Origin of the sequence: Nocardia nepalensis (assembly GCF_048910785.1) — a bacterium.
GTDB lineage: Bacteria > Actinomycetota > Actinomycetes > Mycobacteriales > Mycobacteriaceae > Nocardia > Nocardia nepalensis.
This window is the reverse complement of the sequence record NZ_JBKBET010000037.1, coordinates 149,465-175,111: the sequence shown is the minus strand read 5'-3', so window position 1 is coordinate 175,111 and position 25,647 is coordinate 149,465. Positions and strand designations below refer to the sequence as shown.

The following is a 25,647-nucleotide window of genomic DNA, read 5'->3' as shown; positions in this document are numbered from 1 at the left end:
CATGGCGCGTGCGGCCATCTCGGCGGTGTCCGCGCGGAGTAGATGCGGCAGACTCGGTTGAGTGAGCGATGACGCGGCGGCGGTTGTTCGGTGTGGCGGGCGGGTTCGGGTGCAGGCGCAGGTGCATGCGCGGGCGGGGCGATTGGCGGCGGCGCTGGTCGATGCCGGGGTGCGGCGTGGTGATCGGGTCGCGGTGATGCTGCGCAATGACATCGAATTCCTGGAGGTGTCGTTGGCGGTCGCGGCGTGTGGGGCGAATCCGGTTCCGGTGAATACGTTGTGGCAGTCACGGGAGGTCGCGCATCTGCTCGCCGATAGCCGGGCGGTGCTGGTTTTCGCGCATACCGAGTTCGTCGATACCGTCGAGCGCGCGCTCGAACTGGCCGTCAGCGCGGCCCGGATGGTAGAGGTCGCGATGCCGCCGGAACTTCTCGCCGAGGGTGGGTTCGCGGACGGATTGTCGTGTCCGACGGGGCGGTATCCGACGCTCGAAACCTGGGTCGAGACCCATGCCGAGCCACTGGGCTATCTGGAGGGCGCGATCGCCGATTCGATGGGCCTGATCTACACCTCCGGGACCACCGGAAATCCGAAAGGCGTCGCACGCGACCGCATGACACCGCAGCAGCTGCTCTCCGTCGCGGGGGCCACCGCGAACCGAATGGGGTTGGCGCCGGGCGCTCAGATGCTGGTCGCCGGCCGCTCTACCACACCAGCCCGAACGCGGTCGCGGTCCTCGGACTGCGGATCGGCGCGAATATCACCATCATGCCGCGTTTCGACGCCGAACGATTCCTGCAACTCGTGCACGAACACCGGATCACGCAGGCCAAGGTAGTGCCGACCATGCTGTCGCGGCTGTTATCGGTGCCGTCCGAGATCCGGCGCCGCTACGACGTGTCCAGCCTGGCCCACCTGATCCATTCGGCCGCACCTTGCCCGCCCGCGGTGAAGCGGGCCGCGATCGAGTGGTTCGGCGACGCCGTCATCGAGTTCTACGGCTGCACCGAGGCGGGCACCATCACCTGGATCACCGCCGCCGAATGGCTCGACCACCCTGGCAGTGTCGGGCGACCCGCGGACGGCTCGGCGGTCATGGTCGCCGATGACGATGGAAACCCGTTGCCGCCCGGTGAGATCGGCCTGGTCCATGTGCGCGGCGCCGACTACTGGCCCACCTTCACCTATCTCAATGGGCACGAAAAGCCGGGCCGGATACCCGGATTCATCCATGTCGGCGACACGGGCTACCTCGATGACGACGGATACCTTTATCTCACCGGCCGTTCCGCCGAGATCATCATCCGCGGCGGGGTGAATATCTATCCCGCCGAGGTCGAGAACGCCATCATGGCATTACCGGGCGTCGAAGACGTCGCAGTCTTCGGAGTGCCCGACACCGGTGATCTCGGCGAGCGCGTCGCCGCCCAGTTGGTGCCACGCAACGGAATTCACCTCACCGCCGAAGACGTGCGAGCCGGCCTCCAGGGACAACTCGCTACCTTCAAACAGCCCAGCATCATTCACATCGCCACCAGCCTGCCGCGGGACGACTCCGGAAAGATCCGCAAGCGACTCCTCCGCGATAGCTATCAAGCCCAGCACCCCGTATCGACTTCAGCGAAATAGACTGCGCTGCAGGGGCATCAGGTCAAGTCCCCACGTCTCCGCTCGAGATCGAAGGCGGACGCCCCCGCGCCCGACCGAAGCGCCGCATCCAGCAACTACTCGTCGAGCCGAGTCGAGCGGTCGCGCCGCCACCCAATGCGAGCCACCATATGACTCGCCTCGGCACATGATCGGCTGCGCGCCGTGGTGCGGCAAGGTCAGCCCAGGCGCGTGATCGGTTTCGCGGCGGTGAGGTCCTGTTCGATGCGCTGGGCGGCGGTTTGCAGGCGCGGGATCAGTTCGGCCCGAATGGATTCGATGCTGCGGCGGGAGGCGTGTGTCGAGATGTTGACCGCGGCGATCACGCCCGACCGGTCGTGTATGGGGGCGGCTACCGATCGCAGACCCTCCTCCAATTCCTGGTCGACGATGGAATAACCCTGTGCGCGAACCCTTTCCAATGTGGTGCGCAGGGTGTCCTGATCGGTGATGGTGTTGGCGGTCAGCCGGGCCAATGGCGTGCGTGCCAGATAGGCGTCGAGTTCTGCTGCCGAGAGTCCGGCCAGCAGGACGTGGCCCATGGAGGTGGCGTAGGCGGGGAAACGCGTGCCGATATTGATGCTGACGGTCATGATCCGGGATGCGGCGACGCGGGCGACGTAGACGATATCCGGACCGTCGAGCACCGATACCGAACTGGATTCGTGCACGTCGGCGGAGAGCTGTTCGAGGTGCGGCTGCGCCACCTCGGACAGGGTCATGCTGGACAGATACGAATAGCCCAATTCGAGCACCTTGGCGGTGAGCAAGAAGCGTTTGCCGTCGGTGCGGACATAGCCGAGATCGGCGAGGGTCAGCAGGAACCGGCGCGCGGCGGCGCGGGTGAGTCCGGTCAGACGCGCGACATCGGAGAGCGTCAGGTGCGGGTTCTCGGCGTCGAATGCCTTGATGACCGCGAGGCCACGTTCGAGGGACTGGACGTAATGGGTGCCGCGCTGGCCGTCGTCGTCGTTACCGCCGGTCGTCATCGTCGTCCTCCTCGACAGGTGCTACAGGGCGGTATCGTCCCCGAGTTCGGCCAGTACATGCTGCCCGATCGCGAAGGCGGTGTCGGCCGTGGGCACGCCCGCGTAGGCGCAGGTGTGCAAGAGGACTTCGGCGATCTCGGTGGCGGTGAGACCGTTGGTGATCGCGGCGAGTCCTCCTTCGGAAGAGCGAGAATCAGATGATTGACCGCCGGGGCGTTCATGATGTGGCCTCCAGGACAACCGCCAGTCCCTGACCGACGCCGATGCACAATGCTGCAAGTCCCCACCGGCTGCCGCCGCGCCGCATTTCGCGGGCGAGCTGGTTGATGACGCGGCCGCCGGACGCGCCCAGTGGGTGGCCGATCGCGATCGCGCCGCCGTTGACATTGACAATGTCCGGGTCCAGATCGGGCCAATCGGCAAGGCAGGCGAGCGATTGCGCGGCGAAGGCCTCGTTCAACTCGACCACACCGAGATCACCCCAGCCGATTCCGGCCCGCCGCAAGGCGATTCGTGCCGCCTCGACCGGTCCGATGCCGAAGACGTCCGGATCCACCCCGGCCGCACCGCGTCCCGCGATCCGGGCCAGCGGCGCACGACCGAGCCGATCGGCCAGGGATTGGTCGCCGAGCAGCAGGGCGGAGGCACCGTCGTTCAGTGGTGAGGCGTTCCCGGCGGTGACGGTGCCGTCCGGACGGAACGACGGCTGCAACCGCGCCAACCGCTCGACGGTAGTCTCCGCGCGCAGCGATTCGTCGCGAGCCAGTTCGGTGCCGGGCACGGCGACGACATGATCGTCGTAGAAACCGTTGTCCCAGGCCTTCGCGGTGAGCTGATGGCTGCGTGCGGCGAACTCGTCCTGCGCTGCCCGCTCGATACCGTAACGGCCGGCCAGGATTTCGGTGCTCTCGCCCAATGACACCGTCCACTGCGCGGGCATAGCCGGATTCACCAGCCGCCAGCCCAGGGTCGTGGAGTGCAGTGTTTCGTTGCCGACCGGAAATGCCTTGCCGGGCTTCGGCATTACCATCGGCGCGCGGCTCATCGATTCGACACCGCCGACGACAACCGTTGCCGCATCACCGGTTTCGATCATTCGAGAGGCCTGCATCGCGGCGTCCATGCTCGACCCGCACAGCCGGTTGACGGTCGTGCCGGGCACCGAGGTGGGCCAATCCGCCAGCAGCGCTGCCATGCGTGCCACATTCCGATTATCCTCGCCCGCCTGGTTCGCGGCGCCGAAGACGATCTCGTCCACCGTCGCGGGGTCCAGATCGTTGCGATCGGCGAGCGCTCGCAGCACGGCAGCCGCGAGGTCGTCGGGTCGGACGCCGCTCAGCGCGCCGCCGTATCGGCCGAACCGGGTGCGAATGCCGTCGTAGAGAAATGCGCCGCTCATGAGGCCGCCTTCAGTGCTCGCAGTGTGGCGAGTTCCGTCGTCGACGCCGGCTCGCTGATTTCCGGATCCGGTGCACTGCCCGTTCTCGGCGCGACCGAGGTAGCCGCCTCCATAATGCCTCCTTTGTGCGCAATCCGTACAAACGGTTGTTATGCGAACATCATAGGCGAGTGTGGCGGTGACCGAAGATCCCGTTCTCGGCAGCGACCGGATCGGCCCTCTCGGCGCGCCGGACGCTGCCCCGCGAGGACTACTCGCGCCTGCGCGATCGCCGCACCACGGATGGCCCGGATCAATCCTGCGTGCCGTGTAATTCCGCGGCACGATCCGAGACCTCGGAGCGCAGGGCGGCCAATACCGCCCGAACCGCGTTGCTGCGCAACGATTCTTCGCGCGCCACCGACCAATACGAGATTCGGTAGTCGAACTCCGCGCGCAATAGCCGCCGCAGCTGCGAGCGCCCGTCGCCGAGATAGGCGGGCAGAATCGCGACGCCCGCGCCCTCGGCGGCGGCCTCGAGGTGGGCGAAGACGCTGGTGGAGCGCATGCTGGTGACCGGTTCCGGTAGCTGCTTCGCCGCGCGGTCGAGCTCGTCCACCTGCAGCGACGACTCGATGTAGAAGATCAGGCGGTGGTGGGCGAGGTCGGCGAGGTGCTCTGGTGTGCCATGTCGGTCGAGGTAGGTCCGGCTGGCATACAGGCCGAGGCGGTAGTCGGTCAGGTGCCGGGCGATCGCCCGATGCACGTCGGGTTGGCCGACCACGATTTCGAGATCGACCCCGGACCGGTTCTGCCGGACTCGCTGTGTCGCACTGATGAGTTCGATCGACAGTCGCGGATGCGCCTCCTGTAGTCGGGCGAGCGCGGGCACCGCGAAGCGGGCCACGAAGGCATCCGAGGCGGCGATGCGCACCAGCCCGCCGATACCGTCGGTGCGCGTCTGCAGCGGAGTGGCGAGCTGCTGCATCGACTTCTCGATCTCCTCCGCGACCACCAGCACCCCGCGCCCGAGTTCGGTCAGCTCCCAGCCGCGCGGGCTGCGCACCAGTAACCGCCCGCCGACCGCCTTCTCCAGGCTCGCGATGCGACGGGACGCGGTGGTCGAATTCACGCCGAGCGCGGCGGCCGCCGCGGAGAACCTGCCCAGGCGGGCGACGGCGAGCAGGACGAGGAGATCGTCCGGGCTCGGCTGGATTCCGACTGCGGCACCGCTCTGTGTCATGGACCGATTCCACCACTGAACCTGCAAATATGCAGTGCATTACTGCGAAATCGGGCGCTCAACTGCATTGATATCGGGTCTATGGCTTTCGTAGCGTGGTCCGCATCACATCGAGAAACGGAGCGCAGCTATGGCGACCATCGGATGGATCGGCTTGGGGCATATGGGAAGTCGCATGACGGCCAATCTCGTCAAGGGCGGACACACCGTGCTCGGGTTCGATCTGAACCCCGCGGCCATCGAAGCGGCGGCGGTGGGCGGCGTCAAGCCGGTGGCATCGCTGGCCGAGGCGGTGCGCGACGTCGACGCGGTATTCACCATGTTGCCGAAGGGGGAGCATGTCCGCGCGGTCTATCTGGGTGAGGGCGGCGTCCTCGCCCACGCGGCGCCGACAACGCTGCTGGTGGACAGCTCCACCATCGATATCGATTCCGCCCGCACCCTGCACGAGACGGCCAGCGAAAGCGGCTTCCGGTTCGTCGACGCGCCCGTCTCCGGCGGGATCAGCGGGGCCGCGGCGGGCACCCTCACATTCATGGTCGGTGGCGAACCCGCCGCCGTCGATGCCGCCGCGACGCTGATCGAGCCCATGAGTGGCAACATCATTCGCACCGGCGGCGCCACCAGCGGCCAGGCCGCCAAGATCTGCAACAACATGATGCTGCTGATCAATCTGGCCGGTTGCGCCGAGGGGGCGGTGCTGGCCGACCGGCTCGGCCTCGACCCGCAGGTGTTCTGGAATGTGGCCTCGGTATCGTCGGCGGATTCCTGGGCGCTGCGCACCTGGTACCCGGTGCCCGGCATCGTCGAGACCGCCGCCGCCAATAACGGATTCGCCGCCACCTTCACCGCCGAACTGGCCAATAAGGACATCGGGCTGGCACTGGCCGCCGCCGAATCGACCGGAACCGTGCTCCCCGCGGCCCAACTCGTGCGCGACCAGCTGCAACACCTCGTCGACTCCGGGCGCGGTGACAGGGACTGCTCGCTGATCATCTCCCACATCGACCCCGCCATCGGCTGACTCGACGCGAAAGACATTGATATGAACCGCATTCCGCACTACATCAACGGCAAGCGCATCGATTCGAGTCTGCGCACCGCACCGGTCTTCGACCCGGCGACGGGCACCCAGAGCGCCGAGGTGGTGCTCGCCTCCGCCGCCGACGTCGCCGATGCGGTGCAGGCGGCCCGCGCCGCATTGCCGGGCTGGCGCGCCACCGGCCTGATCCGCCGCGCCGATGTCTTCTTCCGGCTGCGCCACCTGCTGACCGAACGTCGTGACGAGTTGGCCGCAATCATCACCGCCGAGCACGGAAAGGTACTCGATGACGCGGCGGGTGAGATCGCGCGCGGCATCGAGAATGTCGAATTCGCCTCCGGGCTCACCAATCTGCTCAAAGGTGAATTCTCCGAACAGGTTTCGCGCGGCGTGGATGTGCACCAGGTCAAGCAGCCGGTCGGCGTGGTCGGGTGTGTCACGCCGTTCAACTTCCCGGTGATGGTGCCGCTGTGGATGGTGTCCTCCGCGATTGCCTGCGGCAACACCGTCGTGCTCAAACCCAGTGAGAAGGATCCCTCCGCCGCGGTGTTCCTGGCCGAATTGTTCAGCGAGGCAGGACTTCCCGACGGTGTGCTCAATGTGGTGCACGGCGATCAGGAGGCGGTCGAGGCGATTATCGACCACGACGAGGTGGCGGCGGTGAGCTTCGTCGGCTCGACACCGATCGCGCAGACCGTGTACCGGCGGGCCGCCGATCGCGGTAAGCGGGTGCAGGCGCTCGGCGGTGCGAAGAACCACATGGTGGTCATGCCCGATGCCGATCTCGACGCGGCGGCCGACGCGGCGGTATCGGCCGCCTACGGTTCGGCGGGGGAGCGCTGCATGGCCGTCTCGGTGCTGGTCGCCGTGGGTGATATCGCCGACGAGTTGGTCGGCAAGGTCGCCGAGCGCATCGCGACCTTGCGGATCGGCGCGGGCACCGACCCGAATTCCGAGATGGGCCCGCTGATTTCGGCGCAGGCGCGGGACCGGGTCGCCGGGTATGTGGCGGGCGCCGCCGCGGCAGGGGCCACCGTGGTGGTCGACGGCCGCGAGGCCCGCTTCGACTCCGCCGGTTACTTCATCGGCGTCAGCCTCGTCGATCACGTCCGGCCGGGCATGAAGGTCTATGACGACGAAATCTTCGGGCCGGTGCTGTCGGTGGTGCGGGTCGGCTCCTATGACGAAGCCGTGCGCCTGGTCAATGCCAATGAATACGGCAATGGTGTCGCGTTGTTCACCCGGGACGGCAAGTCGGCCCGCGAATTCGAATTCGATATCGAGGTAGGCATGGTCGGGGTGAATGTGCCCATCCCGGTTCCCGTCGGCGCCTACTCATTCGGTGGCTGGAAGCGTTCGCTGTTCGGTGACTCGCACATCTACGGTCCGGAAAGCGTCCACTTCTACACCCGCAGCAAGGTGGTGACCACGCGCTGGCCGGATGCGTCCGAGAGTCAGATCCATCTCGGATTCCCCAGCAACGGTTGATGATTCGCCTCGCGGCCGGCCGTCAGAAGGAATAGGGCCCGACTCGTCCCCAGACAACGGCGGCGGCCAGCACCACCAGGACAACGTTCACGCCGGTCGCCGGAAATTCGCGACGCCGCAGGTGCACGACAATGGCGCCGATCATGGCGATGACCAGTCCGGCTGCCGCCACAGCGGTGAGCGAGGGGGCGATGCCGAGAACAGCCGGGGCGATCAGGCCGACCGCCCCGGCGACCTCGAGCCCTCCGATCACGCGGATGACGCGGGGCGCAAAGTCGTGCACCCAGTTTCCGAGCTTCTCGGCGAGGACACTGATGGGTTGGGTGAGCTTGAACAGTCCGGCCGCGGCGAAGGTCGCGGCGAGCAGGGCCTGCAGCATCCAGAGGGCGATGTTCATGGCTGTTCCTTTCCGGGTTTTGCGCCGCGGATGCGGTCGATGATGTCGAGTGGGTGGTCGGGGGCGGTGTCGCCGCGCCAGGCGACGTGCTGATCGGGTCGGATGAGGACGAGGTCGCGTTGGTAGAGGGTGCGGGCGTGGGCGTCGCGGATGTCGACTACCTCGACCGGCACGCCCCGCCGGGCGGCGGCGTCCAGGAGCGCGTCGACGTCGTGGTCGGCGAATCGCACCAGGGTGAATCCGCGGCCGAAGAGGTCGAAGATGGCTCGGCCGTCGGCGAGGCGCACGCTCGGCGGCCGGGCGCCGGGCCAAGTGCTCGGCGTGTATTCGTCCATCCGCTGCGGGGGAGCCTGCGCGCCGGGTTCATGGCACACCACAGGGGAGGTGTCGTAGCGGTAGCCGAGTTCGATGCCGAGCGCTTCGTTTTCCAGGTTGCCCAGGTCGTTGATCTCGCGGCCGAGTCGTCGCCGGACGCGTGCGCCGAACCAGCGTTCGCTGTGCATGGCGGTGCGGGAGGCGGCCATCACCGCTCCGCGGACGACGCTGTGCCGACCGGCGGCCGCGCGATTGCGCAGCGCCACTGCCCGTCGCTCCTGTTCGTATGCACGCAAGAGTTCCGGCGTCCCCCAGCCGTCGAGTTGCGCCGCCAGCGCCCAGCCGAGCCCGACCGCGTCACCGACTCCGGTATTCATCCCGTAGCCGCCGGTCGGTGGCACCTGGTGGACGGCATCACCGGCGAGCCACACCCGTCCACGGCCGAATGAATCCGCGACGGTGAGCCGGGGCGTCCAGGCATTGGCGACCAGTACGTCCATCTCGAATCTGCGACCGAGACGCTGGAAGACGAATTCGCGCGGGTCGATCTCGTCGGCGTCGACGCCGAGACCGAGCGGCGCGTGCAGAGTCCAGGTGTCGCCGTCGTTCTGGGAGATGACGGTCCACCCCTCGGGTGACTGCAGATGCCACACCGTGCCGAAGCGGTTGTGGATCTCCTGGTCGTCGGTGGTGAAGTGCACGAGGTAGAACCGTCCGTCCATGGGCCGCTGACCGGTCGCCAGAAAGGCGCGGGCAACGGCCATCGCGGTTCGCGCGATGCCGAGTTCCTTGACGAACAGTCGGCGCAGGTCGATCTCGTCGAGTCCGATGCCGAGCTGGCGGCGGGTGCGGCTGGTGGCGCCATCGCATCCGACGAGGTAATCGGCGCGAATCGTGCGGCGCTGGCCGGTCGCCTCGGAAACCAGCTGGGCCGTCACACCCTCGCCATCCTCGGTGAAGCTGTCCAGCGCCCATTCGTAATCGACTCGGACGTACTCGGATCGGGCTTCGAGCGCGTCCCGCAGGGCGGGTTCGAGGATCACCTGGGATACCCGCATGGACGGTTCCAGTGGGAGGGTCCCGTCATTGCGCTGCTCGATCATCGCGTAGGTCTGTTCGACGCTTGGGTAGTCGAAGGCGGTGAGTTCCCAGCCGACCGCATTGGTCGCCCAGGTCACCTTCATCCGGTGATCGGCGGGGATGGCGACCTTGCGCAGCTCGTCGGCGACATCGAGTCGGCGATAGAGCTCCATGCTGCGTCCGTTGGTGATGTCCATCTTGGGATGCCGAGTCGTGCTGGCGTTGCGCTCCACGACCAGCGCGTCGACTCCGTGACGGTCCAGCTCCAGTGCCAGCGTCAATCCAACCGGTCCGGCACCGATCACCAGCACCGACGTCGTCTCGGGGGCCTCGTTGCGCCCCGGTGTCGACCTGCTCATTTCGTCGTCCTTCCGTCGGCACAATTGAACACATCTGTTCAAAAGATGTCAATGATGTTCCAAATGATGCATGATTGACTCACTCTGCACGCTGGCATACGGTTCTGGAGGTCAGGAAGGGGTATCGATGAGTGCGACCGAGCAACGGATCAACGCCGCCGCGATCAGGCTCTTCGCTGAGCGGGGCAGCACGGACTTGACCATGAGTGAGCTGGCCACCGAGGCGGGCGTGGCGCGCGGGACGCTGTATCGCAACGTCGAATCCATAGAGCAGCTGTTCGACCAGGTGCGGGCGCAACTCGCCTTCGAGATCCACGACACCAACGCGCGCGTCATGGATGCGCACGGCGAGGTCGATCCGCCGCTGCGGCTGGCCACCGGTGTCCGCATGCTGGTGCGCCTTGCCCATGAGAACCCGGCGATGGGCCGCTTTCTGGTCCGGTTCGGCATGACCGATGAGTCGTTGCGGGAGACGTTGAGCGGGCCGCCGATGCAGGATGTGGCGGCGGGCATCGCGGCCGGTCGCTACACAGTGGCCGCCGGAGCGGAGCTCAGCATCGCATCCATGCTGATGGGGACCGTGATCAGCGCGGTGTGGGTGGTGCTCGAGGGACACCAGGCCTGGCGCGAGGCCGGAACCGGCGCCGCCGAACTCGTCCTGTGCGCACTGGGGGTGCCGCGCGCGGAGGCGCGGCGCATCGCCAGCACCCCGTTGCCCGCGGTCTGAGCCGTTCAGGCGAGGCGGGGTAGATCGGGAATCGCTGTGGCGTAGTGGCTTTCGAGTTCATCGAAGGCGTCTTCGAGGTATTGCGCGATGCGCTGGACATGGGGCAGTGCTGTGCGGCAGGCGATGAAGCCGAAGTTCATCTGACCGTCGTAGGACACGGCAGTGATGTTGAGCGCTTCGCCCTTGAAAAGCAGCGATAGCGGGTACATCTCGACCATCCGCGCTCCGGCGAGGTAGCGGGTCTGGTCGGGGCCCGACACGTTCGACACGATCAGGTTGAACGTCGGCGAAACGCGGGCGACGGCACCGGGTACGAGTTGGCGCAGTGTATGCGGCGCCATGGCGAGCGTCGCGTAGCCGACCAGGGCTTCGTGCGGCAAGGTGGCCTGATGCTCCTTCGCCGCCCGGGTCGAACGGGCGATTCTCGACAGCCGGATGTTCGCGTCGGGTTCGTCGCTGGCCGAGTCGACGAACATGATGCCGATCGAGCTGGCGGCCGCTGAACCTTCCGGTGCGGCGATGGAGACCGGGCAGCCGACCACCAGAGGCTTTTCCGGTAGCGCATCGATGTCGAGCAGGTATCGGCGCAGCGCGGTGGAGCAGGCGGTGAGCACGATGTCGTTGAGGGTGGTCCCGCTGCGCTTCGACAGTCGCTTGATCCGGGCCAATTCGATTGCGGCCGTGCGGATCTGACGTTGCGGACCGGTTTCGCCGGGATTGAGGGCCGAGCGCGGGGCAGTGCACGGTCCGACCAAGGGCGAGTTCGATTGTCCGGCCCGCCACAGGGTTTTGGTGGCCCGCACGATGGCGCTCAGCAGTTCGGCTCGGCTCGGCCGGGCCCGGCTTGCGGCGGATTTCGTCAGCGCTCGTCGGCCTATTGCCCACACCGGCGCGGTGATCGGGGCGTCGGGGTCGGTGGCGAGGGATCGGCCGAAGAGGCGGACCGCGTCGACGCCGTTGATCAATGCGTGATGGGCCTTGATGTAGATGGCGAAGCGATTGTCGTGCAGCCCGTCGATGACATGGACCTCCCACATCGGCCGCCGAGCATCGAGTCGACTCGAGTGCAGGCGTGAAATGAATTGTGCCAGTTCGCATTCGACGCCCGGTGCCGGCAGCGAGTGGTGTCGCAGATGGAAGTCGATCTCGACATCGCCGGTCAGGTCGAGCCGGGCTCGCCGTGGGAAGCGCCTGCCGCTGATCAACAACCGGAATCGCGGATCGACATCGCGGTGGTGCTGGAACGCGGTCACAATTCGTCGCACGACCGCGGCGGCGGGCTCGTCATCCGGCGTGAAGATGGCCAATGCCGCCACATGCATGGGCGTTTCGGGCGATTCGAGCCAGGTCCAGAACGAATCGTCGATCTCGAGGTGCCTGCGCCGCTTCGGACGTCCCATGGTGGTCCCCTTTCGTGCGCGCATGCGCTCGATCAAGAAATTCGGCGCGACGTCGACGGCGCATGGTCGGGGTTCGTACTCGCTCGCAATCCGGCACGGGTTGGACCGGAACATGAGGATGCCCACCCTTGTGATGATTTCATCATGTTTGACATATTCGATCAAATTGGAGGCGGCATAGACGCGCGTCGGCTCAGCATTCTGATGTTTTCATCATTTTCTTCTTGACAGCGATGGTCATCGTGATTGATGATTTCATCAGGAACAGTCGTGGAGGTAGCTGTGACAAGCATCGACAAGGTGGTCGGGGCCGGGCGCAAGGTCCGGGTCGGCGAGCGTGAGGTCTTCTTCAGCGAGGCCGGATCCGGGCCCGCGGTGGTCCTGCTGCACGGCGGTGGTCCGGGTGCGACCGGGCTGTCGAACTACTCGCGCAATATCGAGGTCCTGGCGCAGCGGTTCCGCGTGATCGTGCCGGATATGCCCGGCTACGGGAGGTCGTCGAAGCGGGTCGATCAGTCGGATCCGTTCGGTTACCTGGGGCGCGTCATCGGTGGCCTGTTGGACGAATTGGGCATCGCCTCGGCGCATATGGTCGGCAACTCCTACGGTGGTGCGGCTGCGCTGCGGCTGGCGATGGACCGGCCGGAGAAGGTGGGCCGGATGATCCTGATGGGGCCCGGTGGCGTCGGCTCCACGCGCGCGCTGCCGACCAAGGGCCTACAGGAATTGCTGGCCTACTACCCCGGCAGCGGACCGAGTCGGGAGAAGATCACCCGATTCATCCGCGAATATCTGGTGTTCGACGGAGCGGCGGTGCCCGATGAGCTGATCGAGTTGCGCTTCCAGGCCAGCATCGACCCCGAGGTGGTGGCCGACCCGCCGCTGCGTCGCCCGTCGGGCCCGCTGGCGCTGCGCACGCTGTGGCGGATGGATTTCACCCGAGACTCACGCCTGCGCGAGGTCACCCATCCCACGCTGGTGATCTGGGGTGCCGACGACAAGGTCAACCGGCCCCAAGGCGGCCGGCTGCTGGCCGAGACCATGCCGAACTGCGATCTGTACCTGGCCGCCAATACCGGCCACTGGGTGCAATGGGAACGCGCCGAGCTGTTCAACACCATGGCCACCGCGTTTCTCGAGGCGTGATCATGAGTCGGTTCCTGCGCCCGAACACCGATGGCTCGGTGTTCGGTGCCGTTCATCTGGGATACGTTGCGGTGCAATCGAATCGATTGCCGGACTGGCGACGGTTCGGCGCCGATGCGATCGGTATGCACGTGGACGAGATCGACCGCGGCGCACTGCGTTTCCGTCTCGACGACCACACCTGTCGATTTCTCATCCAGCGTGGTCCGGCCGAGGATGTCACCGCACTGGGCTGGCACGTCGACGACCACCAGGCTTTCGACCGCATCGTGGCCCGGGTGACCGATCGGGATGTCCCGATCGTCGAGGGTGCCCCGGAGGAGGCCGCGCTGCGGGGCGTTGAGCGACTGTGGCGCTTTCCCGGCCCGAAAGGCATTGTGCAGGAGATCTTCACGGTCCCGGTGACCACACCCGAGCCGCTGCGGATGCTCAGCTCCGGCTGGGTGACCGGCGAGGCCGGGCTCGGTCATGTCGCGATCGTCTCGCGGGAGCCGGAAGCGATGCGCGGCTACTACAACACGGTTTTCGACTCCCGGCTCAGCGACTACATCGATGAGAACGTCTCCGGGCTGAAGATGAAGATCCGGTTCCTGCGGGTCAACGAGCGCCACCATTCGATCGCCATTGCCAATCTCCGCGGTATCAAGATCGATCCGATTCGAACTCGGGTGCAGCACATCAATATTCAGTCCGCGACCTTGGATGACATGCTCTGCGCATTCGGACGCGTCACCGATCTCGGTTTTCGGATGGCGTGGTCGGTCGGTCAGCACACCAACGACCGCGAGCTGTCCTTCTATTGCGTGACGCCGTCGGGTTTCGAACTCGAGGTCGGCTGGAATCCGGTCGTGATCGGTCCGGAACTCGAAACCACCTGGGAGCCGAGCACATACCAGGGCATCAGCATCTGGGGCCACACGACAGTGGGGGAGACCGTGCTGGACAAGTTCGCCCAGTTCCGTCAGGCCCTGCGGACCTCGACCACACCGGAAATCACCATTCCGCAGCTGGCAGGAGAAATTCCACGATGAGTACCACCGACTACGACGTGGTGGTCGTCGGCCTCGGGCCGACCGGCCTGACGCTGGCCAATCTGTTGGGGCGGCGCGGGGTGAGCGTGCTCGTCCTCGAACGTGAACCGGAGTATTACGGGCTGGCGCGTGCGGTCTACACCGACGACGAAGGCATGCGCATCTTCCAAACCGCCGGTGCGGCAGACGAACTGGCGGCCGATATGAACGTGGATTCGACCGTGCAGTGGGTGCGCGGCGACGGCCGGGTGTTGGTGCAGTTCCATCAGACCGACCGCCCGCTGGGGTGGCCGGTGGTCAATTTCCTGTACCAGCCTTATCTGGAGAACACCCTCGAACGTGCCCTCGGCCGCTACCCGCACGTCACGGTGCGGCGTGGTCGTGAGGTCGTCGCGTTCGACCAGGACGAATCCGGGGTCAACGTCGAACATGCGCAGTGCCGGGGCACCGGCTATGGCAAACGTGCGCCGGATACCGATCCGCGGACCGCCGAGCGGGTGCGGGCACAGTACCTGGTCGGTTGTGACGGCGGCCGCAGTGTGGTGCGCACCGAACTCGGTATCGATATGAGCGGGACCAGCTTTCCGGAGCGATGGTTGGTAGTCGATCTGAAGGCAAAGGACGGCGTGGATGCGTTCCGGCATCTGCCGTATTTCAACTTTGTCTGCGATCCGGTACTGCCGATCGTGTCGTGCCCGCAACCGGATGGGCATCACCGCTTCGAATTCATGCTGACCGAATCTCAGACCAAGGAGGAGATGGAGGATCCGGAGACCGTGCGCCGCCACATCGCGCGTTTCATAGATCCGGACGAGGTCGAGGTATTGCGCAGGCTGGTCTACACCTTCAATGCCGTGGTCGCCGATCGGTGGCGGGACGGGCGGATCTTGATCGCCGGTGACGCCGCGCACATGACCCCGCAGTTCGTCGGACAGGGCATGAACTCCGGGGTGCGCGACGCGGACAACCTGTCGTGGAAGCTCACCGCAATCCTTCGGCACGGCGCCGACCAGCGGATTCTGGACAGTTATGAGTCCGAACGCCGGCCGCACGCCAAGGCGATGATCGATTTCTCGGTGCTGAACAAGAACATCGTCTCCTTCGACAACAAGCTGGTCGCGGCGGCCAGGGACCTCGCGCTGACCACCGCGCTGCGGGTGCCGGGACTCGGCGGCTGGATTCGGGGCGCGAAGATGAAGCCGTCGCCGCGGTTCCGTCGCGGCGCATATCTCGGGCTGCCTCGGCGTGGGTGGCGCGGGGTCGAGGGTGTACTCGCCCCGCAGCCCGACGTGCGGACCTATGACGGTCACCACCGCCGCTTCGATGACGTTCTGGGCCTTGGTTTTTCGGCTATCGGCTACGGTGTCGACCCGCGCGCCGCGCTCAGCGCCGACGACCTGGCGGCGCTGCGGAGGCTGGGCACCCGGTTCGTCACCGTGTACCCGATCGGCGGGCGACCGCAGGGCGAGCCCGGTGACGGGCGCACCACCGGTGACGACTACACCGACATCGAGGACCACACCGGCGCATTGATCCGATGGTTCGCCAAGGCGGGGGTGGGCACCGGCGGGCTGGTGCTGCTGCGCCCGGACCGGTTCGTCTTCGGCACCGCTGCCGCCGGGCGCGGCGGCCCGCTGATCGCCGAACTGTTCCGACAGCTCACCGGCTCGGCGGTGTACCCGACCGCAGCAGCTCCAACGGGATCCGACCAATCGCCGGTCGCGCCGGTCGATAGGCAGAACCTCCAGGAGGCGCGGTGACACCTGCCCGCGCCCGCGCCCGCAGGTCCGAACGAACGCGCATGACATCGCATGCCCGAATTCGGTTGTGCTGGAAGATAAGTCAGCGAGACAGGACGCTATGACGACCACAAGAACGGATATCCCGGCCGTGCAGATGGCCGCCGAACGACTGGCGACAGCCGCCGTCTCCGGGGTGCCGGTCACCCCGGTGCGTGACCTCATCGGCCCCGACGATGTCGAGTTGGCATATGCGGTGCAGCGCATCGGTCTCCGGACTCGCTTGGCTGCCGGTGCTCGAATCGTCGGACGCAAGATCGGACTCACCGCACCGGCGGTCCAGCGGCAACTCGGCGTGGATCAGCCGGACTTCGGCGTCCTGTTCGCCGATATGGACGTTTCGGAAACCGTTGCGGCGCGGCGCCCTCCGTTGTTGCAGCCGAAGATCGAGGCCGAATTGGCGTTCGTGCTGGGGGCCGATCTCGACACCGATCAGCTGGATGCGATCAGTGTCCGGGGTGCGGTGCGGTACGCGGTCGCCGCGCTGGAGATCGTGGACAGCCGCATTGCCGACTGGGATATCAGCTTCGGCGATACAGTCGCCGATAACGCGTCCAGTGGCTGGTTCGTCCTCGGGACCGATCGGCTCTCGCTGGATGAGTTCGAACCCCATGAGGTCGCGATGACCATGACGATCGACGGTGAAATCGTCTCTACCGGAACAGGTTCGGCCTGCCTGGGCGATCCGCTCAACGCGCTGGCGTGGCTGGCGCGCACCGCCCGCGACCTCGGCGAACCGCTGCGCGCCGGCGAGATCGTGCTGTCGGGTGCGCTCGGCCCGATGGCCCCGCTGCGTGCCGGTGTCCGAGTCCGGTCCGAATTATTCAGCGGCACACAGACACTCGCTGCCGTCGACTTCACGCTGGAGGAAATGTGAGCCGCACAAAAGTCGCCGTAATCGGTTCGGGCAATATCGGCACCGACCTGATGATCAAGGTACTGCGTCTGTCGGACACCCTGGAGATGGCCGCCATGGTCGGCATCGATCCCGATTCCGACGGCCTGGCTCGGGCCGACCGCCTCGGCGTGGCGACCACCGCGGACGGCGTCACCGGCCTGATCGGCATACCGGACTTCGACGAGATCGAGGTCGTCTTCGACGCCACCTCCGCCGGAGCGCACCGCGCCAATGCCGCCGCGCTCGAGCCGCACGGCAAACGCCTGATCGACCTGACCCCGGCCGCGATCGGCCCCTTCGTCGTGCCCGCGGTCAATCTGGACGAGCACCTGGGCAGTGCCAATGTGAACATGGTGACCTGCGGCGGCCAGGCCACCATCCCGATCGTCGCCGCCATCTCCCGGGTCACCAACGTGGCCTACGCCGAGATCGTCGCCTCGATCGCGTCGAAATCGGCCGGACCCGGCACCCGTGCGAATATCGACGAATTCACCGAGACCACCTCGCACGCGATCGAAGCCGTCGGCGGTGCGACGCGCGGCCGGGCGATCATCATCCTCAACCCGGCCGAGCCGCCGCTGATCATGCGCGACACCGTGCTCGCACTGATCGGCGATCCGAGCCCGGAAACCCATGCGGCCGTGCGCGAATCGATTGCCGCGATGGTCGTCGAGGTAGCCGCCTACGTTCCCGGCTACCGGCTGAAGCAGGACATCCAGATCACCCCGGTCGCGACCGACACCGCGCCGCGCACTCTCGTCGGCGATGCCGTTGTCACACACCAGATTTCGGTGTTCCTGGAAGTCGAAGGCGCCGCCCACTATCTCCCGGCCTACGCCGGAAACCTCGACATCATGACCTCGGCCGCGCTGCGCGTCGCCGAACGCCTTGCCGCAGTATCGACCCCGGAGAGTGTGAAGTGAGCACAGCATCGCACAGCGATTCGATAAGCGGTGGCGGCCGGATGGCGGGCGGGACCGAAGTCTTTCTGCAGGATGTGACGCTGCGCGACGGTATGCACGCGCTGCGCCACCGCATCACCCCGGATAAGGTCGCCGCCGTGGCGGCGGCCCTGGACGCGGCCGGTGTGGACGCGGTGGAGGTCGCGCACGGCGACGGCCTGCACGGCGGCAGCCTCACCTACGGCCCAGGCAGCCATACCGATTGGCAGTGGCTGGAAGCCGCCGCGGGTGCGTTGACCTACGCTCGGCTGACCACGTTGCTGCTGCCCGGTATCGGCACCATCGAGGATCTGCGCCGCGCCTACGATCTCGGGGTGCGTTCGGTGCGGGTTGCCACCCACTGCACCGAGGCCGATATCTCCGCTCAGCACATCGCCTACGCCCGCGAGCTCGGTATGGACGTCTCGGGGTTCTTGATGATGAGCCATATGAACACCCCCGTCGGGCTCGCGGCACAGGCGAAGCTCATGGAATCCTATGGCGCACAGTGCGTTTACGTCACCGACTCCGGCGGGCGGCTCACCATGGACGGCGTGCGCAAACGCGTCCGCGCCTACCGGGCCGTGCTGGAGGAGAGCACCGAGATCGGCATCCACGCGCATCAGAACCTGTCGCTGTCGGTCGCCAATAGTGTCGTCGCCGTGCAGGAGGGCGTGACCCGCGTCGACGCGTCGCTGGCCGGACTCGGCGCGGGTGCCGGCAATACACCGCTGGAGGCGTTCGTCGCCGTCGCCGATCTGACCGGCTGGGAGCACGGTGCGGATCTGAACCGGCTCACCGATGCCGCCGACGATCTGATCCGCCCGCTCATGGAACGACCGGTCCAGGTGGACCGCGAAACACTGACCCTCGGCTATGCCGGGGTGTATTCGAGCTTCCTGCGCCATGCTGAAAAGGCCTCCGCCACATACGGAATCGATGTTCGGACGCTATTGACCGAGGCGGGACGTCGCGGGCTGGTCGGCGGGCAAGAAGACATGATCGTGGACATCGCACTCGACTTGGCAGCCCTGACCGCATGAGGCGGCTGCGGTCGAATTCAACACCGAAAGGCGAAACTCTGTGAACGATTCTGCCCGGCCGATGGTCAGCCGTCGACGCGCACTCGGCAGCGCCGTCGCCGGAACGCTCGGCGCGGCCGCGGCGGCAGCGATGCCGAGCGCTCTCGCCGCCCCGGCTCGCACCCAGCAGGCCGCGCCGTCCGGGACCTACCGCATCGACCTGCACGCGCATTTCCTGCCGCCGGATTACCGTGCCGCACTGCTGGATCACGGTCACCTCACCATCGGCGGGTACCCGACGCCGGAGTGGTCACCGGAGCAGGCGGTGGCGTTCATGGACTACTACGGCATTCAGGCTCAAGCGCTTTCGGTGTCGGATCCAGGCGTATCGTTCCTTGACGGTAAAGAGGCCAGCGATATGGCCCGCTACTGCAATACCTGTGCCGCCGGTCTGTTCCGATCGAATCCCACGCGATTCGGGGCCTTCGCCGTACTACCGATGCCCGATATCACTGCCTCGATCGCCGAGGCGATCTACGCCCTCGACGAACTGCATCTCGACGGGGTGATCCTGCTCTCGGCCTACAACGGCGTCTACCTCGGCGATCCGCGGTTCGAACCGCTGATGATCGCGCTGAACCAGCGCAACGCCTACGTCTTCGTGCACCCCGCCGCCATTCCCGATCTCGCCAAGCCGAAACTGCCGCTGCCGGATTTCCTGGAGGAGTTCACCTTCGACACCACGCGGGCGGCCACCATGATGATGGTGACCGGAATGACGCAGCGCTACCCGAACATTCGTTTCCAACTCGCCCACGCGGGCGGGACCGTGCCGTTCCTGTCCCACCGGATCAGCGTGGCCTCGCAAACGGTACTGGGCGAGCTGTGGCCGCAAGATCTGCCGAAACCATCGGTGCTCGATATCAAGAACCAGATCTCGCGGTTCTACTACGACACCGCGCTCAGCGGCTCGGCGGCCGCCATGGCCGGCGTGAGCGCCGTGACGAGCCGCGACCACATCGTCTTCGGCTCCGACTGGCCCTTCAGCGCACTCACATTGCCGCAGAGCGGAACCCGCGACCCCGCACCCGGGCTCAGTGATGTTTTCGACGCCGACCAGCGCATGGAGGTCGAACACCACAACCCGCTGCGGCAATTGCCCCGGCTGTCCGCAGCGGTCAACGGCTGACCTGAAGCAGCAAGCGGGACCATTGGCCGCGTGCGAGATGGTGGATGTGGCGGACCGTGCACAGTCAGATCTGCGGCTGCGGCGGCAGCGGATTGGTGGTCAGCTTCTGCGCCGAGCGCTTGTTCATGCCGAACATCCGCAGCACGTGGAAGGTCATCTCGTCGGTGAGCGCCCCGGCGTCGGCCTCGGGCCGGGCGTCCAACAGTTGCAGCAGTCCCAGCAGTGACCCGCCCGCGGCCATGATCGCCATATCCGGATCCATCGGCTCGAACCGGCCTGCCTCCTGGGCGGCGATGATGTCGCGGCGGGCACGCGGGGCCAGGCCCTCGTCGCGCAGCAGCACCGACGTACCGGAATTCAGGAGCACCCGAACACCCTCGGGAATCTGGCGCTGCAGGCGACCGGTCATCCGGAAGCTCACCGCGAATACCTCGGCAGGATCTTCGTAGAGCGCCACGATATCGTCGCGCATCTCGCTGTAGACCTGCAGCACCGAGCGCACGGCCTCGTCGAACAATTCCTCTTTCGAGGTGAAGTGGTTGTAGAAGGATCCGAATCCCACATCCGCCGCATCGGTGATCTCCTGGATGCTCACCGCGGAACGCCCCTCCGACAGGAACTTTCGTGCCGCACCGAGCAATGCGTTGCGGGTGCGCTCGCGTCGGCGATCGATGCGGTTGCGCACTACGGGCTCGGCCATCGGCTCCTCTTCCCCTCGAATTCGTCACCGAAATCATATCTGAGGAAAGGATCAGAGGCGATTGTTGCAGGTGGTCAGGCGGCGGTGCCGGTGTCCGGCAGCGCGTCGAGGGACGGCAGTGGGCGCTGGCAGATGTCGTGGGCCTCCTCGGCCGGCAGCCCGAACATGCGCAGTAGATCCTCGGCGACCTGATCGGTGGCCGCGGCGTCGTCGCGGTCGAGCTGCTCGTGCAGCAGTTGGCCGAGGCAGATGGCGGCGCCCGCGACGATGGTCATCGCCAGCTCGACGTCGCGAACCTGGAATCGGCCCGCACGGGTCGCGGCCTCGATATCGCGGCTCGCCCGCGGGGCCAGGCCCCGGTCCGAGCGGATCAGGGCCAGTCCGTTATTGAGCAGCACCTTGCTGAGGGTGGGATTGCGGCGGTGCAGCCGACCGGTGAGCCGGAAGCTCTGCGCGAAGACATGCGCGGGATCGTCCATGTTCGCGCACAACAGATCCAGTGCGGCGCCGTGTCGGTCGAGTGCCTCCTCGACCGCGGCCTCGAACAACTCCTCCCGGCTCTGGAAGTGGTTGTAGAACGAACCCATACCGACATCGGCCGCCTGGGTGATCTCCAGAATCGGCGCATTCAGTTTTCCGGCCGCGATAAACGACTGTGCCGCGGTGACCAGCGCGGCACGGGTCCGCGCCTTGCGGCGCTCCAAGCGGTTGGGTTCCTCGCGAGTCTTGTCGGCCATCTCTCTCCCCGATCTGTGAACGCCCAGCATAGCCCATCGGCTCAGTATTGACGAATTCTTCAAAACCTCTTGACTGACGCGATGCTCTTGAGTGACGATATCGTCAGTAGAAGGGAGTGTCCGATGACCGACCAGCACGACCCGCATGCGGGTCTGCACAGCGCGCAGGGCGCCCGGCCCGGCGAGCATCCGGGGCGGGCGCGGAATCCGATCGTCAAGGTGCACGATCTGGCCTGGCTGGAGTTCGAGAAGCCGGACCTCGAGCGTGCCGAAATATTCGCTCACGCATTCGGATTCACCACAGCGCTGCGCACCGCCGAGGAGTTGCAGCTGCGCGGCACCGATGCCGGGTCGCCCTGCGTGCTCATTCGCCGAGGTGCGCGCTCGCGGTTCATCGGCCCGGCGTATCAGGCGGCGGATGCCGCCGATCTGGTGCGCCTCGCGGAGGCGGCCGATGCGAAGGTTCTGCCGCTGCCCGACAGTCTGGGCGGGCTCGTCGTGGATTTGACCGACCCCAGTGGCCTGCGCGTCCGGGTCGTCGCCGAGACGCAGGTGCTGGCTGCCTTACCCGCCCAGGAGCCGCACGCCTTCAACTTCGGACAGCAGCTGGGGCGGGTGAACGGCACGCAGCGGCCGCCGCGTGAGCCCGCCCGGGTGCAGCGGCTCGGACATGTCGTGGTGCAGACGACCAAGTACCGAGAAACGCTCGACTGGTATCTGCGGCATCTGGGCCTGATCGTCAGCGACTTCCTCTACCACCCGGGCCAGCGGGAACGCGGGCCGGTGATGAGCTTCATCCGCTGCGACCATGGCTCGGTCCCGACCGATCATCACACCCTGGCGCTCGCGCTCGGCCCGTCCAATCGATACATCCATTCGGCCTATCAGGTGGTCGATCTGGATGCGCTGGCCGCGGGTGGTGAATATCTGCGGGAGCACGGATACCACCGGTCGTGGGGGATCGGCCGCCACGTCCAGGGCAGTCAGATCTTCGACTACTGGCGCGATCCGGACGGGTTCATGGTCGAGCATTTCAGCGACGGCGACATGTTCGACTGCACACTCGAGCCGGGCTGGGCGCCGATGAGTGCGTCCGGACTGTCCCAGTGGGGGCCGCCGGTCACCAAGGACTTCCTCGGCATCGCTCCCGGCCGGGAATCGGTGCGCGAGCTGCGCGCGATCGTCGACGCGCTGCGCGAGGACAACGAATTCGATCTCCGCCGCCTGCGCGGCCTGTTGAAAGTAGCCAATTCATGAGTCTTTCCGTACTTCGCACCGCCGACGCCTGGTGGGTGCTGGCGTCGGGTGGTGCCGCCCGCATCGACACCGCGGCGACCACCACGGGTGAGTTGCTGGCGGACCGTGCGGCGATTGTCGCCGCGGCGGGGAGTTCCGATCTCGTTGCCGTCGAGAGCCTTTCGCTCGTCTCGCCGGTCACCGCCCCGTGCCGGGTGGTGGCGCAGATGACGAATTTCGTATCGCACGTCGAGGATTCGGGCATGGATCCGAAGACGGTGCCGCTGACCTTCTTCCGCAAGTCCTCGGGCTCGATCAGCGGTCCGCATGACGACGTGGTGCGGCCCGCGCATGTGCGGCTGCTGGACTACGAGGTGGAGATCGGGCTCGTCTTCGGCCGCGAGATGGCGGTCGGCACCGAGATCACCGCCGAGAACCTCGCCGACTACATCGCGGGACTGGTGGTCACCAATGATGTGTCCGCGCGTGATGTGCAGTTGCCGAAAACCCAGTTCTACGAGGCGAAGTCGTATCCGACATTCACGCCGGTCGGTCCGGCGCTGGTGCTGCTGGATGCCGACGAGCTGAAGCGCTTCGTCGATCTGCGGCTGCGACTGTGGGTCAACGGCGAAGTGCGCCAGGACATGACGGTCGCGGACATGATCTACCGGCCGGTGCAAACGCTGCGTGAACTCACGCGCTTTCAGCGGATGGACGCGGGCGATCTGCTGCTGACCGGAACCCCGGTCGGCACGGCGATCAGCGCTCCGCCCAAGCCGGTGCAGTTCATCGCCAATCTGCTGCCGCCGGCGGTCAAATGGAAGCTGTTCTTCCAGGGCCAGGCCAAGAACTCGAAGTATCTGAAGGACGGCGACACGGTGGAGGCCTCGATCGCCACTGACGACGGCGCGATCGATCTGGGCCGCCAGCGCACCGTCGTGAGGTATGCGCGATGACCGAGCAGATAGTGACCGAAACCGCGCTGTGGCCGCGCTACGAGTCACCCGACGACCTGCCCGATATCGAATCCGTGCCACTGGCCGAGCGCGGCCTGCCGGAATCGACCTACGCCCTGCTGACGCGGGCCGCGGCACTGTGGCCGGAGCGTATTGCGCTGACCGTGCTGCCCGAGGCGGCGCGGTGGCGGGAACCGGTGCGGCGCAGCTACTCTCAGCTGCTCGCCGATGTCCACCGCTATGCGAATCTGCTGCACGAACTCGGTGTCCGGCGCGGTGACGCGGTAGCGCTCATCGCGCCCAATTGTGCCGAGTTGATTCCGGCGACGCTGGCCGCCCAATTGGCGGGCGTCGCCGCGCCGATCAACGGCGGCCTGTCCCGGCAGCACATCGCCGAATTGCTGCGGCGTTCCGGTGCCCGGATTTTGATTACCGCTGGACCCGAACTCGCCAGCGACACATGGGAATCCGCGCGAGCACTGGCGGCCGAAGGTCTGCTCGACGCGCTGCTCGTCCTGCGTCCGACCGCACCGGCTGTCGCCGACCCGCTACCCGCTATCGACGGGGTTCGGATCGGCTATCTGGATGTTCTTGCGGTAGAAGAGGATCCGATATCCTTCGCCGGACAGCCGCCGATCGCGACGGAGTTGGCGGCACTGTTCCACACCGGCGGCACCACCGGGACGCCGAAGCTGGCCGCGCACACCCATGCGGGCGAGGTCGCCAACGCCTGGATGATCGCCGCCAACTCCCTATTCGACGAGGACGCGGTGGTATTCGCGGCACTGCCGCTGTTCCACGTCAACGCACTGGTCGTCACGCTGCTCGCGCCATTGTTCAAGGGGCAGTCGGTGGTCTGGGCCGGACCGCTCGGCTACCGCGACTTCGCCCTGTACGGCGAATTCTGGAATATCGTCGAGCACTATCGAATCGCCGCGATGAGCGCGGTGCCCACCGTGTACGCGGTACTGGCCCAATGTCCGGTCGACGCCGATATCTCGAGCCTGCGCTATGCGATGGTCGGTGCGTCGCCGCTGCCGTCCGCGGTGCGGGAGAACTTCCAAACCCAGACCGGAGTCACCCTCGTAGAGGGCTATGGCCTCACCGAAGCGACCTGCGCGAGCGCGCGCAGCTTTCCCGATCGGCCGCGGCCGGGAGCGGTGGGGCAACGCATGCCGTACCAGCACGTCAAGGTGGTCCGGATCGGCGAGGACGGAGCCTGGGACGAGCTGGCTCCCGGCGCGACCGGCGTGCTGACCATCAGCGGCCCAACGGTTTTCGCGGGCTACGTGATCGGCCGCACCGAGCGCGACTACGTCCTGGACGGACTCGGCAAACTGGTCGACGGCTGGCTCGACACCGGTGACCTGGCCAGCATCGACGCCGACGGATTCATCCAACTGCAGGGCCGCGCCAAGGATCTGATCATTCGCGGCGGGCACAATATCGATCCCGCGATCGTCGAAGACGCGCTGCTGGCGCATCCCCAGGTGATCGCGGCGGGCGCGGTCGGCCGCCCCGACGTGCATTCCGGCGAGGTGCCCGCCGCCTATGTCACCCTCGCTCCCGACGCCACCGTCACCGAAGACGACCTGCTGGCCTGGGCGAGCGAACAGGTGACCGAGCGGGCCGCGGCGCCCAAATCCGTTGTCGTCCTGGATGCGTTGCCGGTCACCGACGTCGGCAAACCGTACAAACTCCGGTTGCGCGCCGACGCGACCCGGCGTGAACTCCGCGATGCGCTCGATCGGGTTCCCGGTGTGCACAGCATCGCCGCGGTCGTCGAGGACGGTTCGATCCTCGCGACGGTCGAGCTCGACGCGTCGGCGGATGCGCGGGCCGTGGAACAGATCCTCGGCCGATACGCGATCGCGTCGAAAGTCGTGGTGCGCCAATGAGAATCGCGGCCGTGTTGTTCGGGGCGAAC

Annotated in this window: 24 protein-coding genes; 15 read left to right on the top strand and 9 right to left on the bottom strand. The window is 66.5% G+C overall.

Annotated elements, in window-relative coordinates; all coding sequences use genetic code 11:
- Positions 1 to 61: 61 nt before the first annotated feature.
- Together ACHQ4I_RS32445 and ACHQ4I_RS32440 are read left to right on the top strand one after the other, a co-directional pair.
- On the top strand, positions 62 to 838 hold the full coding sequence (locus ACHQ4I_RS32445) for an AMP-binding protein (protein ID WP_420775690.1): 777 nt from the start codon (positions 62 to 64) through the stop codon (positions 836 to 838).
- On the top strand, positions 742 to 1,629 hold the full coding sequence (locus tag ACHQ4I_RS32440; protein WP_420776068.1) for an AMP-binding protein: 888 nt from the start codon (positions 742 to 744) through the stop codon (positions 1,627 to 1,629). Before ACHQ4I_RS32445 ends, ACHQ4I_RS32440 begins: the two co-directional genes overlap by 97 nt.
- Positions 1,630 to 1,826: 197 nt before the next feature.
- Here ACHQ4I_RS32440 and ACHQ4I_RS32435 read toward each other — a convergent pair whose 3' ends face one another.
- From ACHQ4I_RS32435 to ACHQ4I_RS32420, 4 genes are all read right to left on the bottom strand, one after another.
- A complete protein-coding gene (locus ACHQ4I_RS32435; protein WP_420775689.1) occupies positions 1,827 to 2,636 on the bottom strand; it encodes an IclR family transcriptional regulator in 810 nt (269 codons plus the stop codon).
- A 21-nt stretch (positions 2,637 to 2,657) separates the two neighbouring features.
- The gene (locus tag ACHQ4I_RS32430; protein WP_420775688.1) at positions 2,658 to 2,876 is read right to left on the bottom strand and encodes a carboxymuconolactone decarboxylase family protein; all 219 of its coding nucleotides are present in this window, start codon (positions 2,874 to 2,876) and stop codon (positions 2,658 to 2,660) included.
- Positions 2,854 to 4,035 carry a thiolase family protein gene (locus ACHQ4I_RS32425; protein ID WP_420775687.1) on the bottom strand — a complete coding sequence of 394 codons (1,182 nt, stop codon included), beginning with the start codon at positions 4,033 to 4,035 and terminating at the stop codon, positions 2,854 to 2,856. The genes ACHQ4I_RS32430 and ACHQ4I_RS32425 overlap by 23 nt, the downstream gene beginning before the upstream one ends.
- A 292-nt stretch (positions 4,036 to 4,327) precedes the next feature.
- A complete protein-coding gene (locus ACHQ4I_RS32420) occupies positions 4,328 to 5,257 on the bottom strand; it encodes a LysR family transcriptional regulator (RefSeq protein WP_420775686.1) in 930 nt (309 codons plus the stop codon).
- 109 nt (positions 5,258 to 5,366) lie between these two features.
- Here ACHQ4I_RS32420 and mmsB point away from each other — a divergent pair, with 109 nt between their 5' ends.
- Both mmsB and ACHQ4I_RS32410 read left to right on the top strand, forming a co-directional pair.
- Positions 5,367 to 6,281 (top strand): 3-hydroxyisobutyrate dehydrogenase, encoded by a 915-nt coding sequence (gene mmsB, locus ACHQ4I_RS32415; RefSeq protein WP_420776067.1) that lies wholly within the window; start codon positions 5,367 to 5,369, stop codon positions 6,279 to 6,281.
- Between the two features lie 21 nt (positions 6,282 to 6,302).
- Positions 6,303 to 7,787, top strand: coding sequence for a CoA-acylating methylmalonate-semialdehyde dehydrogenase (locus ACHQ4I_RS32410; protein ID WP_420775685.1), 1,485 nt, complete (start codon positions 6,303 to 6,305; stop codon positions 7,785 to 7,787).
- 22 nt (positions 7,788 to 7,809) lie between these two features.
- Here ACHQ4I_RS32410 and ACHQ4I_RS32405 read toward each other — a convergent pair whose 3' ends face one another.
- Entirely contained in the window at positions 7,810 to 8,184 is a 375-nt protein-coding gene (locus ACHQ4I_RS32405) for a DoxX family protein (protein WP_420775684.1), read from the bottom strand.
- Positions 8,181 to 9,938, bottom strand: a complete 1,758-nt coding sequence (locus ACHQ4I_RS32400; RefSeq protein ID WP_420775683.1) for an FAD-dependent monooxygenase — start codon at positions 9,936 to 9,938, stop codon at positions 8,181 to 8,183. Before ACHQ4I_RS32400 ends, ACHQ4I_RS32405 begins: the two co-directional genes overlap by 4 nt.
- 127 nt (positions 9,939 to 10,065) lie before the next feature.
- Here ACHQ4I_RS32400 and ACHQ4I_RS32395 point away from each other — a divergent pair, with 127 nt between their 5' ends.
- A complete protein-coding gene (locus ACHQ4I_RS32395) occupies positions 10,066 to 10,665 on the top strand; it encodes a TetR/AcrR family transcriptional regulator (RefSeq protein ID WP_420775682.1) in 600 nt (199 codons plus the stop codon).
- A 5-nt stretch (positions 10,666 to 10,670) separates the two neighbouring features.
- Here the strand turns inward: ACHQ4I_RS32395 and ACHQ4I_RS32390 are convergent, their stop codons facing one another.
- The gene (locus tag ACHQ4I_RS32390) at positions 10,671 to 12,065 is read right to left on the bottom strand and encodes a wax ester/triacylglycerol synthase family O-acyltransferase (protein ID WP_420775681.1); all 1,395 of its coding nucleotides are present in this window, start codon (positions 12,063 to 12,065) and stop codon (positions 10,671 to 10,673) included.
- 291 nt (positions 12,066 to 12,356) lie between these two features.
- Between ACHQ4I_RS32390 and ACHQ4I_RS32385 the strand changes: the two genes are divergently transcribed.
- The 7 genes from ACHQ4I_RS32385 to ACHQ4I_RS32355 all read left to right on the top strand — a co-directional run bounded on the left by ACHQ4I_RS32385 (position 12,357) and on the right by ACHQ4I_RS32355 (position 20,091).
- Positions 12,357 to 13,211, top strand: a complete 855-nt coding sequence (locus ACHQ4I_RS32385) for an alpha/beta fold hydrolase (RefSeq protein ID WP_420776066.1) — start codon at positions 12,357 to 12,359, stop codon at positions 13,209 to 13,211.
- Between the two features lie 2 nt (positions 13,212 to 13,213).
- Complete coding sequence (locus ACHQ4I_RS32380) at positions 13,214 to 14,242, top strand: VOC family protein (RefSeq protein WP_420775680.1); 1,029 nt, start codon at positions 13,214 to 13,216, stop codon at positions 14,240 to 14,242.
- Complete coding sequence (gene mhpA, locus ACHQ4I_RS32375; RefSeq protein ID WP_420775679.1) at positions 14,239 to 16,002, top strand: bifunctional 3-(3-hydroxy-phenyl)propionate/3-hydroxycinnamic acid hydroxylase MhpA; 1,764 nt, start codon at positions 14,239 to 14,241, stop codon at positions 16,000 to 16,002. Before ACHQ4I_RS32380 ends, mhpA begins: the two co-directional genes overlap by 4 nt.
- Positions 16,003 to 16,102: 100 nt before the next feature.
- Complete coding sequence (locus ACHQ4I_RS32370; protein WP_420775678.1) at positions 16,103 to 16,918, top strand: 2-keto-4-pentenoate hydratase; 816 nt, start codon at positions 16,103 to 16,105, stop codon at positions 16,916 to 16,918.
- A complete protein-coding gene (locus ACHQ4I_RS32365; RefSeq protein WP_420775677.1) occupies positions 16,915 to 17,862 on the top strand; it encodes an acetaldehyde dehydrogenase (acetylating) in 948 nt (315 codons plus the stop codon). The genes ACHQ4I_RS32370 and ACHQ4I_RS32365 overlap by 4 nt, the downstream gene beginning before the upstream one ends.
- A 41-nt stretch (positions 17,863 to 17,903) precedes the next feature.
- Positions 17,904 to 18,923, top strand: a complete 1,020-nt coding sequence (gene dmpG / locus ACHQ4I_RS32360) for a 4-hydroxy-2-oxovalerate aldolase (RefSeq protein ID WP_420776065.1) — start codon at positions 17,904 to 17,906, stop codon at positions 18,921 to 18,923.
- A gap of 40 nt (positions 18,924 to 18,963) precedes the next feature.
- The gene (locus ACHQ4I_RS32355; RefSeq protein WP_420775676.1) at positions 18,964 to 20,091 is read left to right on the top strand and encodes an amidohydrolase family protein; all 1,128 of its coding nucleotides are present in this window, start codon (positions 18,964 to 18,966) and stop codon (positions 20,089 to 20,091) included.
- Positions 20,092 to 20,155: 64 nt separating this feature from the next.
- Here ACHQ4I_RS32355 and ACHQ4I_RS32350 read toward each other — a convergent pair whose 3' ends face one another.
- Positions 20,156 to 20,791 (bottom strand): TetR/AcrR family transcriptional regulator, encoded by a 636-nt coding sequence (locus tag ACHQ4I_RS32350; protein ID WP_420775675.1) that lies wholly within the window; start codon positions 20,789 to 20,791, stop codon positions 20,156 to 20,158.
- Between the two features lie 74 nt (positions 20,792 to 20,865).
- Entirely contained in the window at positions 20,866 to 21,528 is a 663-nt protein-coding gene (locus ACHQ4I_RS32345; protein ID WP_420775674.1) for a TetR/AcrR family transcriptional regulator, read from the bottom strand.
- Positions 21,529 to 21,651: 123 nt separating this feature from the next.
- Between ACHQ4I_RS32345 and ACHQ4I_RS32340 the strand changes: the two genes are divergently transcribed.
- Genes ACHQ4I_RS32340 through ACHQ4I_RS32330 form a run of 3 tightly spaced genes read left to right on the top strand, consistent with a single transcriptional unit; the run spans position 21,652 to position 25,618 of the window.
- On the top strand, positions 21,652 to 22,785 hold the full coding sequence (locus tag ACHQ4I_RS32340) for a VOC family protein (RefSeq protein ID WP_420775673.1): 1,134 nt from the start codon (positions 21,652 to 21,654) through the stop codon (positions 22,783 to 22,785).
- Positions 22,782 to 23,720: a fumarylacetoacetate hydrolase family protein gene (locus ACHQ4I_RS32335; protein WP_420775672.1), complete on the top strand. Its 939-nt coding sequence runs from the start codon at positions 22,782 to 22,784 to the stop codon at positions 23,718 to 23,720. The genes ACHQ4I_RS32340 and ACHQ4I_RS32335 overlap by 4 nt, the downstream gene beginning before the upstream one ends.
- Positions 23,717 to 25,618 carry an acyl-CoA synthetase gene (locus ACHQ4I_RS32330; RefSeq protein ID WP_420775671.1) on the top strand — a complete coding sequence of 634 codons (1,902 nt, stop codon included), beginning with the start codon at positions 23,717 to 23,719 and terminating at the stop codon, positions 25,616 to 25,618. Before ACHQ4I_RS32335 ends, ACHQ4I_RS32330 begins: the two co-directional genes overlap by 4 nt.
- Positions 25,619 to 25,647: the final 29 nt, after the last annotated feature.

What these genes read in the sequence shown, in the direction of transcription:
- ACHQ4I_RS32435 (WP_420775689.1), bottom strand. Translation starts at nt 2,636, where the DNA reads ATGACGACCGGCGGTAACGACGACGACGGCCAGCGCGGCACCCATTAC.
- ACHQ4I_RS32425 (WP_420775687.1), bottom strand. Translation starts at nt 4,035, where the DNA reads ATGAGCGGCGCATTTCTCTACGACGGCATTCGCACCCGGTTCGGCCGA.
- ACHQ4I_RS32420 (WP_420775686.1), bottom strand. Translation starts at nt 5,257, where the DNA reads ATGACACAGAGCGGTGCCGCAGTCGGAATCCAGCCGAGCCCGGACGAT.
- ACHQ4I_RS32410 (WP_420775685.1), top strand. Translation starts at nt 6,303, where the DNA reads ATGAACCGCATTCCGCACTACATCAACGGCAAGCGCATCGATTCGAGT.
- ACHQ4I_RS32405 (WP_420775684.1), bottom strand. Translation starts at nt 8,184, where the DNA reads ATGAACATCGCCCTCTGGATGCTGCAGGCCCTGCTCGCCGCGACCTTC.
- ACHQ4I_RS32400 (WP_420775683.1), bottom strand. Translation starts at nt 9,938, where the DNA reads ATGAGCAGGTCGACACCGGGGCGCAACGAGGCCCCCGAGACGACGTCG.
- ACHQ4I_RS32395 (WP_420775682.1), top strand. Translation starts at nt 10,066, where the DNA reads ATGAGTGCGACCGAGCAACGGATCAACGCCGCCGCGATCAGGCTCTTC.
- ACHQ4I_RS32390 (WP_420775681.1), bottom strand. Translation starts at nt 12,065, where the DNA reads ATGGGACGTCCGAAGCGGCGCAGGCACCTCGAGATCGACGATTCGTTC.
- ACHQ4I_RS32380 (WP_420775680.1), top strand. Translation starts at nt 13,214, where the DNA reads ATGAGTCGGTTCCTGCGCCCGAACACCGATGGCTCGGTGTTCGGTGCC.
- mhpA (WP_420775679.1), top strand. Translation starts at nt 14,239, where the DNA reads ATGAGTACCACCGACTACGACGTGGTGGTCGTCGGCCTCGGGCCGACC.
- ACHQ4I_RS32370 (WP_420775678.1), top strand. Translation starts at nt 16,103, where the DNA reads ATGACGACCACAAGAACGGATATCCCGGCCGTGCAGATGGCCGCCGAA.
- dmpG (WP_420776065.1), top strand. Translation starts at nt 17,904, where the DNA reads ATGGCGGGCGGGACCGAAGTCTTTCTGCAGGATGTGACGCTGCGCGAC.
- ACHQ4I_RS32350 (WP_420775675.1), bottom strand. Translation starts at nt 20,791, where the DNA reads ATGGCCGAGCCCGTAGTGCGCAACCGCATCGATCGCCGACGCGAGCGC.
- ACHQ4I_RS32345 (WP_420775674.1), bottom strand. Translation starts at nt 21,528, where the DNA reads ATGGCCGACAAGACTCGCGAGGAACCCAACCGCTTGGAGCGCCGCAAG.
- ACHQ4I_RS32340 (WP_420775673.1), top strand. Translation starts at nt 21,652, where the DNA reads ATGACCGACCAGCACGACCCGCATGCGGGTCTGCACAGCGCGCAGGGC.
- ACHQ4I_RS32335 (WP_420775672.1), top strand. Translation starts at nt 22,782, where the DNA reads ATGAGTCTTTCCGTACTTCGCACCGCCGACGCCTGGTGGGTGCTGGCG.
- ACHQ4I_RS32330 (WP_420775671.1), top strand. Translation starts at nt 23,717, where the DNA reads ATGACCGAGCAGATAGTGACCGAAACCGCGCTGTGGCCGCGCTACGAG.